Raw genomic sequence first — 16420 nt, 5'->3', positions numbered from 1 at the left:
AATATGAAGCCACCTTCGATAGGTGGCTTTTCACATGAGATGAATTTAGGTAAGTAGTACCTAATAAATACCATTTATTGATCATTTAGTACTAGTAGGATAAAATTTAAAGATAAGGTCAAATGATTACTAGATCAAAAAAAATAAGAAGTAGGTTTTCTAATATGATAAAAGAAGTTCGTAGTTGGTCCAAACCCCATATTAATAATCTTATAGGTAGAAAAAAAGTGGATTGGTCAGTGTTTGAATACGGAACTCAGATTCCTACTGAGTTTCATGAGGATTTTGCTATTGCAAACGCGAACCACTTCTTAAAAGTAGGAGAAAAAATTGAAATCGAAATAATCATTGATGGTAAGTCGTATAACGCTCAGTTAATACATTTTAAACGTAAAGATTCTGATAAAGGATCATTACAGCTTCGTTATGATCAAAATAATTCTCTGAAAGAATTATTAAAAAAGGCTTTTTCAATATCTTATCAATATTTCTTGGAAAATAGAGATGAAAAAACTAAGAAGCCAGTCTTTACACCTAAAGAACAAGAAGAATTCATTGAATTTTATGAAACAGGGAAGCCTTTTGTTTATGACGTAGTATTAAACAATAGGAAACTACATTCAAATATATCATTCTGGTGGGTTAACCAAGGACAGACATATAGGCAAGAAAAAGAAGAAGGAATTCTTTGGGCACCACAAAAATCTAAACAAGGGATTGCTCTGCCCCATCACGTAGGTCTTGTTAAACCTAAGGTTGGAGACATAGTGTTTTGCTATTCTGCAATGGAAGTTAGATCAGTCGGTGTAGTTAAAAAAGAGGCAGTTGAAGCTCAAAAACCAAAAGCAATTGCTGAACATAACTGGGAAGAAGATGGATATTTGGTAGAGCTCGAATACAATGATTTAGAGCCTTCCATCAAAAAAGATGATATTCCTGTTGAATGGCGATTAGAAGAGGGTGGACCATTTGATAGAAATGGAAACTTAAAACAAGGCTACTTTTTTGAACTCTCAAATGATTTTGCAAAAAAGCTATTTAATTTATATGGAGAAAGATTTCCTTCGGAGGTAAGGGTGAAAATGGTTGAATATAAATCTGGTAACGGTAATACTCAAGTTGCTGAGGGAGTAAGCCCAAGATATTTACCCTACAATGAAATAATTAATCATATTCACTCTTATATCACCAGTAAAGGCTTCTATTATAAGAAAGAAGAAGTCACGAATCTGTTTCTATCTCTAAAGTCAAAGCCTTTTGTAATCCTTTCCGGTATTTCCGGAACGGGGAAGACAAAGATGGTTCAATGGTTTGCAGAGAGCCTAGGTGCAACTGAGAAAAATGGTCAGTTTACGTTAATACCGATTCGTCCGGATTGGAATGATGGATCAGATTTACTTGGTTATAAGGATATAAAAGGTGAATATATTCAGGGACCGTTAACAAAAGTGATTCTTACAGCTGAAGAGAATCCAGATCTCCCTTATTTTGTCCTTTTAGATGAAATGAATTTAGCTCGTGTAGAATATTATTTCAGCGATATTTTAAGTGTAATGGAAAGCCGAAAGTGGGAGGAAGGGAAAATCAGCTCCTCTACTCTTATTTCTGAAAACTTAGTAGAACGAGATATCCCACTTCCTAATAATCTGTATATTATTGGAACCGTTAATATGGATGAAACCACCCATCCATTTAGTAAAAAGGTATTGGATCGTGCAAATACGATTGAGTTTAATAGAGTAGAGCTAGGCAATCTTTTATTCCTAAAAGATCTTAAAGAAGTGCTACCAATTACAGTTGGTGATAAGCAATTAGCTTCTAAATATCTACATTTAAAAGATCTTTACGAAACAAATGCTTCCCTTGTAGAAAGGGTTACGAATGAGCTTGTGAAAATTAATGAAGTACTTCAACTTATTCATGCTCATGTTGGGTATCGTGTTCGAGATGAGATTTGTTTTTATATGGCTTATAACGAAGAGGGAGGATTAATGACCTTCAACGAGGCTTTGGATTATTGTATATTACAGAAAATCCTCCCGCGTATTTCCGGAAGTGATGACAGAGTAGAAAAGATATTAAAGGACTTATTTAAGATTTTTACAAATAAAGAATACCTTTCAGAAATTGAGATTGACTTAGAAAGAACACAGTATCCCAATAGTGCCAAAAAAGTGGTGGAGATGCTTAGGAGGTTAGGTGAAGATGGCTTTACTTCCTTCTGGATCTCTTGAGGATGTTGAACTAGTCAAAATAGAGACCGATGATTTGTCTTTAGTAATAAAAGGAAAACCTTATCATCACCGCTATGAGGGACTACAACAATATAGGAAAATGGATCATCATGATATCATGGAATTCTCTGTCCATGGTGCTACTGAGGAAGATGTATTAGTCTATCATATCGCTGAGCAAAGGCTGACTAAAAGAACGAATGTCCGTCCTATCTTTTTTGAAAATGGAGCTTATCAAATTATTGTTTTTCCAAAAAAGGAGATTGAATTAACCTTTTATCATGAACATCCAGGACTCAGAAGAGCAGTTAGTAGAGTAACGATAGCTAATACGTATGCTCTTATGGGGAGCTTACATTTTCAAAATGAAGTGGGATTAACGACCTTTGAGATCCGTTCGGAAGAGAAGAAATTATTAGATGTAACCTTGGAGGTCTTTCCTACCAAGCTTGATTATAAAAGTGATTATAAATATCTTCTAGATGAAGTAAATAACGAAATATATAATCTTGCATTTCATTTTATACGTAAAACGTATTTAGGGGCGAGAATAAAACTTGATGGAAAACCTTCAAAATCTGAATTCTATCGTTTAATAACTAAACATTTCGAGCATTTTTTGCAGGCTCTGTCTCGTATTGAAAGACAGCCTCATCATCTGCTCCGAAAGACGTATGAGAAGGCTCGAGGAGATCAATTAAGAAAACTCGATACAAGAAGTCGGAATTACCTTCAAAAAAGAGGTCATTTATTCGTAGGAGTTACAAATGGAATTACTCTACATGATAAAAAATTGATGCCTATAGAAGGACTTAAGATAAAGAAAGAATTAACTTTTGACACATTAGAAAATCGGTATGTAAAGTGGATGATGGAGCGTATTTCACACAAACTAGAGGATCTGTTAGAAACAATTTTGAACCGAAATGCTCGCTGGGAAACGGAGACTGACCTAGCTTTAATTGAAAGAATCAAAGGAATGAAAGTGCAACTAGAAAGAAAACTAAAAAATCATTTCTGGAGAGATATACAAAAATTAGATCGGTCAGTGATGAGCTTAGTTTTTCAGATGGCTCCAGGATATCGAGATGCCTTTCAAATCTATTTAACGGTCTCAAAAGGCTTAATGCTGCAAGGAAAACTGTATCAAATGTCAGTAAAAGATGTAGCGACACTTTATGAATATTGGACCTTCCTTAAGTTAGGCCAAATACTCGATAAAAAATATAAATTAACTAGTCAGGATATCGTTAAAGTCAATCGTGATGGCCTATTCGTGAACCTCCAAGCTAATCAATCAGCTACTAGAAAGTTTCTCCATCCCATTACGAACGAAAAAATAGAATTAACGTACCAAAAGTACGAAGGGAATTTACCTACTATCCCACAAAAGCCCGATACGATGTTAAGCATTAGTAAGAAAGGGAGAGACTACTCTTTCAATTATGTGTTTGATGCAAAATATCGAGTTGATTATGCGTTACAAGGGACCTATTATCATACTAATTACCAAACTCCTGGTCCAATGGAAGAAGACATTAATACGATGCATCGTTATAGAGATTCTATTGTTGCCTCTCATAATGGTCCGTATGAACGAACAGCATTCGGAGCTTATGTGTTGTTCCCTTGGTTTGATGAAGATATGTATCAGCATCATCCTTTTTACAAAAGTATAAATAAGGTGAATATTGGTGGTTTGCCATTCCTACCTAATACCACCAGTTTAGTGGAGCAATTTGTGGAAAGGTTAATCGAAATGAGTCCTGAGGAATTGCAGCAAGAAGGAATTTTACCAAGGGGAGCAGAGGAGTCCTGGCAAAGTAGTTTAGATGAAAAGGTTCTAGTAGGATTAGTATCAACTTCTGAAGATTATCAAGAATTTGAACGGGAAGGCTATTATAAAATAGATGTTGACCAGTTGAAAAAGGGTTGGCAAGACGCTATGTATGTTGCTCTATACGCTAAAAATGGAGTAGCAAAGGCAAATGGTGTCACAATGTATGGTAAGATTAAAGATATAAAGATTGTCCAATCGGGGCAAGTTGTTAGGTTTAACGTTCAATTTTGGACATCACTAAACCCTTTTATCCGACCTGTAAATTATGGAATTGCAGGCTCTATAATAACTACTTATCATAGTTTAAAACAATCAAAAGAATTACCAGAACTATTTATGAAATCCAAAGAGGAAATGATCCTCTGGCGAATGTTGAGAAGGATTTCAGACGAGATAAAATTAGGTTTAAATCATAATCTTTTAGATCAAGCAACTCTAGTAGAAGAATTCGCTATTAAAGGGATAACCATTAAAGTTAATAAAGACAAAAAGGATATGGTGTTCTCAAACTTCAACAGGACTGAATCCGTCCCAATTGAAATACTCACTAAAAACACATCATCAGTGTTTAAACTACTAACGGATTTATTGGGGTAACCTTAATGAAAGTAAAAATGATCAATAAATATGTTTTACAGTCGTTTTTTTATGACAAAGTTGAGAGCTCTCCTTTTGGGAAGCTCTTTTTTTATCATTAAAATTGTTCTTATTTATTAAGAAGGTTTAAATTCCTCATTCAAGATTGAAGACTTTAGTACTAAAAGAATCAGTGTCATTTTTTTACTTGTATTGGCAATAGCTTACATTTATTGATCCTAAGCTATAACTAATGTAAACTTTATTATATAAAAATATTAATTTTTACCAGTTATAGGATTTTAACAAATAATTAAGGTGATAAAACTTAATTTAAATTCGAATTAAAAATAAAAAGATTAAATAGATACTGAGTTAATAGAAGATATCCAATATAGAAAATTTCGCTAAGGAGATTACCATGAACCACCAACAACAAGCCAAAAATAAATTATGGAAGTTCTCACCAATCCCAAATATAGAAGAGTCGAATTTTAATAAGATCCTAGAGCGATTTTATGATATGGGTGTAGAAGGTTTGACTCGTGAAAATACCCAAAATGCAATGGATGGAAGATTACTAGATTTCAATGGTCCTGTTATTTTGACCATTAAAACCGGGAGTATTAAAAAGTCAGATATTCCTGGTATTGATGAAATCATCGATCGGATTATATGTCTAGAAGGTCGGAACAGTTATACAAAAGAGACCATTAAACATATGAGGAACAAAATTAATCAAGAAGAAGTAAGATATATCTCATTTGAAGACTATAATACTCGTGGTTTAACAGGAGCTAGAAATGGTCAAAGTGGATCTCTAAGTGATACGTGGGGTATCTATGCCTACAATAAAGGTGTTCACTTTGAGGAAAGTGATTCCGCAGTAGAGACATCACGTGGAGGTTCACATGGTGTTGGGAAAATAGCATCTAACGCCGCATCAGATATTAATCTAATGTATTTTGCGAACTGCGATGAGCATGGAGATAAGCATTTAGGAGGAACAGTTCAATTAATCGAACATGTATTTGAAGACCATTGCTACCGTTCTACAGGCTATTTCACAGATATTGAATACTTAGATGACAATAAGTCCAAATTCTATCCATATGTAAACAAGTTTCATAGAGTTTTCGAAAAAAGCACTCGTGGTCTAAAAATTATTATTCCTTTTTTACGTGACGAATTTGATAGTGAAGAGGACATTATTAAAAGTATATGTGATAGTTTCTTTGTATCCATTTTACAAGGAAAGCTAGAAGTGAATGTCAACGATGAAAAAATCACTAGAGATACACTTGAACAGTATGTAAAGAATTCAAGGTATTATAACCAAGATATTACAGAAGCAAAGAAGGAGTTTACACCTTTATACGTGGATACTTATTTATCAGAAACACCACAGGATCTCATTGTTTCTGATGGTTTAAAAGATTATCACTTTCATCTTTATTTCCGATACGATGAAGAAATACCAAAAGGTCGTGTAGCAATTGTTAGAACCATTGGTATGAAAGTAGAAGACTTCAAGGTTACAGGAAATGTTAACAAGCCATTTAACGCAGTAATAATTGGAAATGCCGAAGAAGATGCTTATTTAAAATCATTAGAAAATGAGTCACATACAAAGTTATCTTCAGAACATATAAAAGATCCGCTACTAAAAAAACATGCCAAGCGTTTTATTAATAATCTATCAAAGGAGATTGCAAAGATTATAGAAGAAGCAATAAAGAAAAATAATCCTACGGACGGCTTAATGAATACAAAAGATATCCTGTATGTTGTGGAAACACAATTCAAAAAGGACCTATCCGACACTTTAGGGACAGTGATGGTTTCAAATGGTAGACCTGTAGTAAAAGCATCGACTAACGTTCCTAAGAAAAAGAAGCAGGAAAGAAAGAAAAATGAGAAGGAACAGGATCCTCCAAAAAAGAAACGTGACCCTTTAAAACGACAAAAAAGACAGGACACAGAAAATGGAACGGAAATAGAAGAACAAAGACGTGAAAAATATAGTGCTCATCCAGATATGGTTGAACGTATTATCCTTGGTAATAAAGAGGTGCTGAGATTTGACCTTGCAAAAAGTGAGCAGATAACAAACGAGACTTCTTGTGACATCTCCCTCTCTATAATAGATGGAATGGGCGTTGAATACCCAAATGAATTTAAAATTAACGATAACTACAGTAATGTCGTTGATTTAAATTCAGGTATAGCTTACAACATTAGTGATAATGTGATAAAAGATGTTCGAATCACACAAGGGGTAGCGGAACTTCAACTGGAATTGAAAGATAGCTATAATAAATCCTTAAAATTTGTTTACTATGTAGAGGTGTAACATGATTTATAGAAAAGACGCAAACTTTCCATACCCTGTATTAACGAATACATCTCACAGTTATGCAGCAAGTCAGTTCATCTTAGATGTTACGTTACAAGAAAATGTCCATCATTACAGGTTTGATTTTGAATATGAAATTGATTCAGAATTCATAAATAGATTATTAAAAACAGGTAAAGCCCAACTCATATTAGTAATCCAGTCGAAAGACAATAAGTTTTATAAATTAGGAATAAACCAGAAATCAATTGAGATTGCAAAATCCAGAATATCGGTAAGTAAAAGAACATCGATTCAACTTCATATCCAGTCGAATGATGATATTAACTTTAAAGATAACAATGATTTAAGTGAGTTCTATAATAAATTCAAATATGACATCGTAGTATCAAAGCATTCAATTTTGGGCTTCTCAAATGTTGTTATGTTTGAAGGTAGTAGTGCAAAGCCTTTAGAGTTGTTTGAAAAGAAAGTAGATCCGAATCTTAAATCAGATATTAAATTTGAACTTGGAAATGAAACTATAGTGATACATTATAAAGATCCAGAATTTCAGTTTAATAACATTCCTAAAAGTAGTACATTGAATAATCCATACGTGTACACGGGATTACACATGGCCATACACCAATTCATTGTAAATAATGGGGAGGATGATGGTTATGTTGATCTGGAAACTATTGATCCTCCTAGCAACCCGTTAGAATTGAAATTATACCATCTGATGAAGAAGAAAATGGTTGAGGATGTTAGCATGGAAACAATAGATGAAGTGGTGTATAAGATCTCTGATCGTATTATTGAAAAGTATACATCTGCAGTAAAGGGGTTAATTTCGCATGGAAATTAGGCTTTTGGAAAAAGGATATAAGAATAATGACCAATTTTATAGAGACTTTTTAGAAGATCAAATTACTCTGAAGGATGAGTATTTCTCTGGAGAAGTCGTCCAACTTCAAGAAGTACCAGATTTCCCGATCTATATGGCACATGGAAGCGAAGAAGAAAGAAAAAGTCTGTTTCTTGAGGCCTTTGAAGTTTTGTCTAATTCGTATTTAAATACGGACAGAGATATTCACTTTGAGGAATTATTTTGGCATTCCCTACTAGTTACTAGAAAACGCGATTACTTGCTAGAGAATTACCCCCAAATTAAAGAGGGAATAAACCATTTCAATAATATTGTTTTGAAAAAGTTTGACTGGGAGAACTACATCTATAAATGTATACTAGGTGCACAGTATATCAATGATTTCGTAAAGGAAGAGAATAAACGAAAACATTATTATAGTTTACTAGTAGATAACTTAGATTTATATAATTACATCATTAAGTACGAGATTTTTCGAAACGACCAATTCTTAATAAATATCTTGGATATTATTGATGAGTTAGATCTTTCGAAAGTTTTGAAGGCAAAAATCGTAGACCGTGAAGACCTTGGAAAGGATGAGCGTGTTGGGAGACGTGTTATATTTGAATTTAATAAGAGTTATCCGGTTATCATGTCCCCTATGTTAGATAAAGAGGAATTGAATGAGGTTTTCTTAAAGTATTTAAGCTATTATTATGATCTTTCGAATTTGGAAACACCAGTATAAGAATTCATCTTGGTTCTGAATGTTTCTAAGAAACGAGGACCTGTCCCGTTTTTTTAAAAAAATAGACCATTCACAATTTAACGGTGTGTTCGAGAAAACTTTGATGATGTACTCATCAAGGTTTTTCTTTTTATAGATTTACACATATTATGACATGTTAATCAATTAATATTAAGAGTCAGATAGGGTAATGTCTATTTCTCCCAACTGCGAATCAATTAAAATCATGTTAATATTTAGTTAACACTTATATTATGAATTAAAGGAATGAATAAACATGAAAAAGACACTTACAGCTGAAGAGATGCCATTATACAAGGTATTTTCTGACGATTTTTTATTTACTATTCCTACTGTTCAGCGTCCATACTCATGGACAATTGATGAAGCTGGCGAGTTACTTGACGACTTACTTGATTTTATTGAGCATTTTTCCATTACTGAAGACAACATTTCTAAAGTGGAGGATCCCTATTTCTTAGGGAGTATTGTCCTTGTTAAGAAGGGGAGAACTCAATCCGAAGTACTAGATGGTCAACAACGCCTAACTACCTTAACTATTTTATTAGCCGTACTTCGAGATTTTTTAGGTGGAGACTATGCTAAAAATATTAAAGTAATGATTTCTCAAGAAGGGAACATGCTTCTTCAGACAAAAGACCAATATAGAATTGAACTTAGAAAAAGAGACCAAAGATTTTTTCAAACCTTTATCCAAGAAGAAGGAGCCACAAGTAAACTAAGTGAAGAAACGGAAACAAAAACAGACAGTCAAAAAAGTATTCGTGACAATGCTTTATATTTTATTAACCGGTTAAATAATATTGATCAAAACATAGTTCAAACACTTCCAGGTGTTATTGCAGGGCTTTGCTATATCGTTGTAGTCTCAACTCCGAACTTTGATTCTGCCTTTAGAATATTTACAGTTTTAAATGATCGTGGTTTAGATTTAATGAATAGTGATATATTTAAAGCTCGTGCTATAGGAGAAGTTCCCGAATACGAACAAGAAGATTATACGATAAAGTGGGAAGAAGTCGAAGTAGCACTAGGGAGAGATCGCTTTAACAAACTTTTCGAACATATTCGATTGATTATCCAGAAAAGAAAAGGTGGAGCCAATATAAAGGATGAGTACGAAGATATATTTACTACTCTAAATGGAAAAGTATTTATCGATGAATATTTGATTCCTTATAGTGAGATCTACCTAAAGCTAGTTGACTACCAAACGTACTTTCATCATCAACCACAAATGATGAAAATATTAAGCATTATGAATCGAATCGATAATGCAGATTGGATTACAGTAGCTATGTACTATATGCGAAAATGTGATACAAAACTTGAGGAATTCTTGAATCGTTTAGAAGCATTTGCCGCAACTAGTATGATTCTACGTCGAAATTTCAACTGGCGTATGTCCAAATATTCAGCGATTTTAAAAGAGATCGACAGAGACGTTGATGTCTTTTCAGAAGAGTCTACCCTTGAAATATCAAATGAAGAACGAATCGAAGTTGTTAAGTTATTGAATGATGACGTCTACTTATATTTAAAAGACACGGCCAAACGCTACATTTTGCTTCGTCTAGACTCATTGTTAACAAAAGGACAACCATACTATAATCATTCGGTTATTACCGTTGAACATGTATTACCTCAAAATCCAAAAGATGGTAGTGAATGGTTACAGAATTTTGATCAACCAGAAGAATATACGCATAAACTTGGAAACCTTGTACTTTTGACTAGAGCTAAAAATTCTCAAGCTAAAAATTATGATTTTCATAAGAAAAAAACGTCTTATTTCCAAACATCAAATGGAGTGACCTCTTTCGCGTTAACTTTACAAGTAGTTCAAATGACTGAATGGACTCCGGAAGTAGTGGAAAAACGACAAAGGCAACTTGTTAAATTACTGGTGGAAACATGGGGACTAGATAAGGTCAACCAATACAATGATTCTGATCAAATCTTTTATTTAGAAGCACAAAAAGGTACAAACGGTTCGGGTTATTATACGGGCCAAGGATTCTTGTTAAAAGAAGGATCTAAACTTGCCTCTGAGTTTACAAATGGTATAAAAAAGGGATATATCGAATTAAGAGATAGATTAATTGAGGAAGGAATCCTAAAAACACAAGAGAATTATTATGTTTTAACAGAAGATTACTTATTTTCGAGTCCTACTACTGCAGCAAATTTAATTATTGGGAGTAGTTCAAATGGAATGACAGCTTGGAAGCTCTCGAATGGTAAAACCCTTAGGGAAGTCTTAGGGAAGTAACCTCAACCTCAAAGCAAGTTTATTAGATTTATTAATTGTAGAATATATTTTTCTTTAAAAAGTTATTTTTAAACTAAACATTCACAAATGTTGTTTTACACAGCGTTTTTGAATGTTTTTTATTTTGTATGAAACTTTTTTCTAAAAGGGATAGAAATAGGTAACAACCAATCGAATCGCCACACAACTATCACAATTAGTAAAAAAGATACTGCCCATTTCCTTTCCTCAAACCTATATAAGATGTGAAGGATATTTTATATAAGGAAAGGACTGTAATCAGAATGGCAAAATACCGAATGGTACGTACTGATTTTTAGCTAAATCCAATTGTTTCAGAGGAAATGTCCCCAGAGGATAAATATTTTTACCTCTATCTTCTCACAAACCCACATACGACTCAGATTGGTATCTATAAAATTACAAAGAAACAAATGGCTTTTGATTTGGGTTATCGATTGAGGGATTCTATAGCCATGATACAGATCATCAATGTGTAAACCCTCGTTATGAGTATGTGAAAGAAAAGGGTAATGGGTATTGCCATATAACAAACGCTGAAGAGACGGAGGAACTCGCTAAAAAGGTTGGAGCACTGACAAGGGAAGATTTTTTTGCGATGAGGCGAGCTGAAGGAAAAACTAGTTGGAACAATGCATACTCGGAACATTTATAGGAAAAAGTTGGTCAACAATTAGAGAGTGGTGGAATTGTTATGACCATTAATTATGAGGTGGTTAAGTTCTCTTGTCCGAAGGGAGAATTTGTTCCTTGGAAAATTAAAAGCAAAACAGTTAATTAGTAGTAATAACATATCACCGGTGGTGTAAGAGAAGGGGGGAGCCCCCCTCATCTAATTCTACTCCCCGCCACCACTGCTAGTCGCAACCGATGCTGCAACAATACTCGAAGTCATCGCTGCCTGCTGAGCTTGAAGAAGGGCTTCGATGGTGATATTTAGTCCTGTTTTCGCTGCATCACCAAGCGTCGATATGTCATCCATAAGGAAAAGGACACTCATCATAAAATTGATATCTTTGTTCCACTTATGCAATTGGTTTAGTTCATTGAAAATAACGGTTAATTCATCCATTTTGCCATTCATGTCTTCTATAAAACTAAGCATTCCGATATAAGGATAATAGCTTCTTTTGGTTTTGAAATTGGCACGCTCCAACTGCTCTAGCACCGTTAAGCATTGTTTGGCTTTAACGACGGGCTCATGAGTAGTATCGATTGCTAGGATATGACTTAAAAACTGTAGGTCGTTTCCTTTTGCGAACCCAACATCGTTTAATGCTTGATAATTTTCCTCGACATTCTTCATGACCATTTCCGTCGATTCTTCTCTCTGGGCTAGCAGAGCGGCTAGAGGATAATCACCGGAATTCGTTAAAAAGAAATGCTTATCCTTCATCCCTTTATAGATGTCACTTACTTTCTGTGCAACCTCATCCATTCGATTTGGGTTTACTTTCAAGAGGGTCCCAGCTGCAATATATGAAAAAGGAGTCCGACTAAACCCATTATCAATTAGCTCTTCATAGATGGATAAATAGTGTTGGAAGCTATCTGTTGGAACCGTTGTAGTTGTTTCTAGAGTAGCAGCAGTTGTGAATCGTTGTGCCGATTTTAACGTTGAAAAAAATCCTACTTCATCCTTGATATAGTCTGCTACCTTTAAGAATCTCTCTAAATTAAATTCCGTTTTACTAGTAACGTACATCGCCGCAACCATCATAAGGTTACGCTTATCAGCCTTCCATTTTAAAGCAGCGTATAACTGTGAATAGATGTTGTTATATTGATCAATTTTTGTTTGAGTCACATTTTTTATCATATTACCCTATCCCTTCGTAGCCGTATATATCTTATATACGGTGGAAACCGCCATTAAGTTTCAAATTACCTAATCCCTAATTTTCGTGATTTATATCACAAAAGTCTTTTGAAAATATCTATATAATCTAAAGAAAAACAGAAGAGGGTGAATGGCTTGACTTTTAAATCACTTTATACAGAAATCGGTGGGCAAGAAACGATTGATCAATTGGTAGAGGCATTTTATCCACGGGTACACGCAGACGAGGAATTAAGACCTTTGTTTGAGGGAGATATGGAAGAAATTAAGAGAAAACAGAGAATGTTTTTGCCACAGTTTTTAGGAGGGCCAGCACTTTATAGTCAAGAATTTGGTCCACCAGCGATGAAAGAACGGCATCTTCCATTTGAAATTACACCGAAAAGAGCTAGGTGTTGGTTAAGGTGTATGAAAGAGGCGTTTGAGGAGGTCGGATTGGATCAACATCCAGCTGGAATGGTCGTTTATCAACGGTTAACTCAAGTTGCTGGGATTATGATTAATAGTCCTGACATAGATTAATTATAGATTCGCTGGCCTTCGTTCTAGATAGATTGGATGACGTATGATCATTTTAATGTGACGTATTGACCGAAAGCAAAATAAATAGGTATCATGTACCGAGCATTTTTAACGGAGAAATAAACTCTATTGTAAAAAAACACCTCTACTCATCTATAATGAATATAAATAGATGAATGGGAAGGGGTGAAGTGATGCGAAGATTAATGATTATAACCTTTATGATCATGCTTATTCCAGGCCTATTATGGTTCCTTTTTTCTAATGAAGATGAACATATGAAGAGCTTGCTTCTCCACCAACCAATAGATGTGAATGAAGTTCATATTGCTAAGGTATTTACATCTGGGAAAGAAACGGATATGAAAGAAGAAGAGTTGCAGAAAATCATTAGCTGGTTTAACGAGTACCCTGCAGATAGAGTGACGGAGCAACCCGATTTTGATTACTCTGCTCAAAGTTCCGGCGTCATGGCAACGCTTCATGTAGAACTAAATTCAAAAGGTAAGATAAAGATTTTTCTCGTGAAAAATGACGCGATTTATGTTGCTCGAAACGATGTTAAAGGTGGAATGATGATTTCCTACTCATTCCTAGACCCATCAGAAGAACTAGTAGACTATTTTAAAAGAGAGTAAATGTGTATATACCATAAGATGAATCCCTATACCACCTCTTTTCCAATGCATAAGATATGAATATATCAGCAGGAAAGGAGGTTTTTTTATGGGAACGAGACCTTTTAGGGGGCTGTATGTAACCAATATCGCAGCTAATAACATTGAGATTTATAATGCAATTAATCCTCTTGAACCAGAAAGATTTGGAGAGTTTGGTGGAGGAAATCTTAATGCGCCGTCAGGAATGGCCATAACAGGTAATATCCTTTACGTTGCAAACGCCGGTGCACAAGCGAATATTGAAATATTTGATATCACAGACCCAAGGGATCCAGAAAGAGTTGGGGAGTTTGCTGGCGGAGATTTAAATAATCCCAATGCGCTACTTGTTGTGGGAGATATTCTTTACGTGACGAATCTTCTGGACTTTAATGTAGAAATCTATGATATTAGTGATCCATTAGACCCTCAAAGAGTTGGTGAATTCGGATCTGGAGATTTAGCTCGTCCGAATGGATTGGCGGTTATCGGAAACATTTTATATGTGTCGAATGCATTTGGACCCAATGTAGAGATTTACGATATTACGGACCCTACTGACCCGCAGCGTGTAGGCGAGTTTGGTACGGGGGACTTAAGCAATCCAATCGGACTAGCCATCACTGGTAACATATTATATGTGGCGAATTTTACAGGGAATACCGTTGAAATCTATGATATTACAGATGCAACGGATCCTTCTCGTATCACAGAATTTGGACTCGGGCAACTAAGTGGGCCAACAGAAATGACGATTTTAGGTTCACTTTTGTATGTTGTTAATATTGGAGATAATACCGTAGAAATCTATGATATCTCGGATCCGGATGCACCAGTACGGGTAGACCAGTTTAATAGCGGGAATCTGGTTAGTCCATTCGGGATTATTTTTGCACCAGCATAGAATGAAAGTTTTTGTGAGTTCTTACCTTGTAAAGATAGATTGCCAACCATCTTAAGGGAAAGTATCCCGTTCAGTTAATAGTGAAAAAGTACAAACAGTTGTTGGAGATGTGATTATATATCGCATCTCTTTTTTTGTTGATATAACAGTGGTAATGAGTAAGAATATGAATTTAATAAAATTTATCCAATGGTGTTAATTGGTGCGGAGATCATTTGTTAGAATCATCTTTCAAATTAATGTAGTTGACTAAATACTACCAACAATGATTTCCTTAATTGTGGAAAATAAGCCCAACCATTCGTTGTGTTCTGGTATGATTTTAGTATGAAGATTTGTAATGTTGTGAAGTTATTCACATAAGCTGAACGAAGCAGGTTATGTGAACAGGAATATGTGTCAAGGCTAAAGGGGGTTTATAGTTGTTAAAGTTTTTGCAAATTATTTTTTCAATAACGGTTATTTCACTTGCAGGGTATGGATTGATTACTGAGGATTTTAAGTTTCAACCACATATGATGTTGTTTTTAGGTTTAACGATGTTGGTAATGGGATTAAGAGAATTTCAAAAGGGCCATAAAGGTTACGGCTGGTTAAGTATTGTTGTATTTATATTTATCTTATTTGTATCAATCAAAGGTTTTTTATTGTAGTAACGGGATGCGATTGCTGAACAAGATCCAGTCCCTTTTTTACGAACGAGTAGGATAGTAATTATTTGTAGAATTAATTAAGGGGGAAAAACTCATAATGGAGAGATTTGATTTTAGCTTTAATAATAAATATGTTAGATTGTGGTTTATATGGGTACTCCCTCTTATAATACCAACATTAATACTATTCTATGTCCTACCAATAAAATACCAATGGATACCTTCTTTTATTCCCCTGACTGCTGTAATTATCTTTTCTGGGTGGGTGAAGTTTGATAAATACAAAAATAAAAATTAGCTATGTTATTAAATAACGCGTGCGATTGTTCAACAAGGGAACAGTCTTTACTTGTGTAAACGGATCAGGTTTGTTGAAATTAGCAAAAGTATCAATATCCTTAAAATAAAGAGATAAAAAATGGTTATCGGAGGTAAGTCATGAAAAATGAAAAATGTGACTTGACACACTCGAACGGTGTTAAGGAAAAGAAACTTGAAGTGATTGATGGATACACGATAAAGTACCATGCAAACGGAAAAACAATATGGTCAAAGGGGAAAATAATTGATGATAAGCCTGAGGGCTATTGGGAATGGTATCGTTCCGATGGCACAATAAAACGTTCAGGGTATTTTGAAATGGGTGAACCTGTTGGTGAATGGGTGACCTATGATAGCAAAGGAAAAAAATATAAAACCACCAATCGTAATAAATAATAAAATACCTTTTGTTATAGAACTAACGGGAGCTTATCTTTAAGAAGGATAAGTCCTATTTTTGTGGAAGTTATTAAGCTAATGGAGCAGATTAGCACAATAAGCTTTATACTTTTAATCTAATAGTTATTTCTAATATGGGAGAGTGAGACTTATGAGGTTTATTTTATTATTGTTACCATTTTAGTTATTCTATTTGGTTGT

General features: G+C 34.5%; 12 protein-coding genes and 1 pseudogene. 12 read left to right on the top strand and 1 reads right to left on the bottom strand.

What is annotated here, in order from left to right; translation table 11 throughout:
* Window positions 1–164: 164 nt before the first annotated feature.
* From ACFYKX_RS04265 to ACFYKX_RS04235, 7 genes and pseudogenes are all read left to right on the top strand, one after another.
* On the top strand, window positions 165–2234 hold the full coding sequence (locus tag ACFYKX_RS04265; protein WP_389358364.1) for an McrB family protein: 2070 nt from the start codon (window positions 165–167) through the stop codon (window positions 2232–2234).
* Window positions 2206–4671 carry a DUF2357 domain-containing protein gene (locus tag ACFYKX_RS04260; RefSeq protein WP_389358362.1) on the top strand — a complete coding sequence of 822 codons (2466 nt, stop codon included), beginning with the start codon at window positions 2206–2208 and terminating at the stop codon, window positions 4669–4671. The genes ACFYKX_RS04265 and ACFYKX_RS04260 overlap by 29 nt, the downstream gene beginning before the upstream one ends.
* Window positions 4672–5071: 400 nt before the next feature.
* Complete coding sequence (locus tag ACFYKX_RS04255; protein WP_389358360.1) at window positions 5072–7003, top strand: hypothetical protein; 1932 nt, start codon at window positions 5072–5074, stop codon at window positions 7001–7003.
* 1 nt (window position 7004) lies between these two features.
* Entirely contained in the window at window positions 7005–7856 is an 852-nt protein-coding gene (locus ACFYKX_RS04250) for a hypothetical protein (RefSeq protein ID WP_389358359.1), read from the top strand.
* A complete protein-coding gene (locus tag ACFYKX_RS04245; protein WP_389358357.1) occupies window positions 7846–8607 on the top strand; it encodes a hypothetical protein in 762 nt (253 codons plus the stop codon). The genes ACFYKX_RS04250 and ACFYKX_RS04245 overlap by 11 nt, the downstream gene beginning before the upstream one ends.
* Before the next feature lie 277 nt (window positions 8608–8884).
* Complete coding sequence (locus tag ACFYKX_RS04240) at window positions 8885–10900, top strand: DUF4357 domain-containing protein (protein ID WP_389358355.1); 2016 nt, start codon at window positions 8885–8887, stop codon at window positions 10898–10900.
* A 344-nt stretch (window positions 10901–11244) separates the two neighbouring features.
* Window positions 11245–11382: pseudogene (locus tag ACFYKX_RS04235) on the top strand (DNA replication protein DnaD); the annotation flags it as partial.
* Window positions 11383–11759: 377 nt separating this feature from the next.
* Here ACFYKX_RS04235 and ACFYKX_RS04230 read toward each other — a convergent pair.
* The gene (locus ACFYKX_RS04230; protein WP_389358353.1) at window positions 11760–12740 is read right to left on the bottom strand and encodes a DUF4003 family protein; all 981 of its coding nucleotides are present in this window, start codon (window positions 12738–12740) and stop codon (window positions 11760–11762) included.
* 156 nt (window positions 12741–12896) lie between these two features.
* Here ACFYKX_RS04230 and ACFYKX_RS04225 point away from each other — a divergent pair, with 156 nt between their 5' ends.
* The 5 genes from ACFYKX_RS04225 to ACFYKX_RS04205 all read left to right on the top strand — a co-directional run bounded on the left by ACFYKX_RS04225 (window position 12897) and on the right by ACFYKX_RS04205 (window position 16216).
* Entirely contained in the window at window positions 12897–13283 is a 387-nt protein-coding gene (locus ACFYKX_RS04225; RefSeq protein ID WP_389358351.1) for a globin domain-containing protein, read from the top strand.
* A 194-nt stretch (window positions 13284–13477) separates the two neighbouring features.
* Entirely contained in the window at window positions 13478–13921 is a 444-nt protein-coding gene (locus ACFYKX_RS04220; protein ID WP_389358350.1) for a hypothetical protein, read from the top strand.
* 88 nt (window positions 13922–14009) lie between these two features.
* Complete coding sequence (locus ACFYKX_RS04215) at window positions 14010–14846, top strand: LVIVD repeat-containing protein (RefSeq protein ID WP_389358348.1); 837 nt, start codon at window positions 14010–14012, stop codon at window positions 14844–14846.
* Window positions 14847–15268: 422 nt separating this feature from the next.
* On the top strand, window positions 15269–15499 hold the full coding sequence (locus tag ACFYKX_RS04210; RefSeq protein ID WP_389358346.1) for a YczI family protein: 231 nt from the start codon (window positions 15269–15271) through the stop codon (window positions 15497–15499).
* Window positions 15500–15937: 438 nt separating this feature from the next.
* Complete coding sequence (locus ACFYKX_RS04205) at window positions 15938–16216, top strand: hypothetical protein (protein WP_389358344.1); 279 nt, start codon at window positions 15938–15940, stop codon at window positions 16214–16216.
* Window positions 16217–16420 lie beyond the last annotated feature (204 nt).

The sequence above is a fragment of the Cytobacillus spartinae genome, assembly GCF_042865285.1.
In the GTDB taxonomy this organism is placed as follows: domain Bacteria; phylum Bacillota; class Bacilli; order Bacillales; family Cytobacillaceae; genus Robertmurraya_A; species Robertmurraya_A spartinae.
Note: the sequence above shows the minus strand (reverse complement) of the source record. Positions and strands in the feature narration are given on the sequence as shown.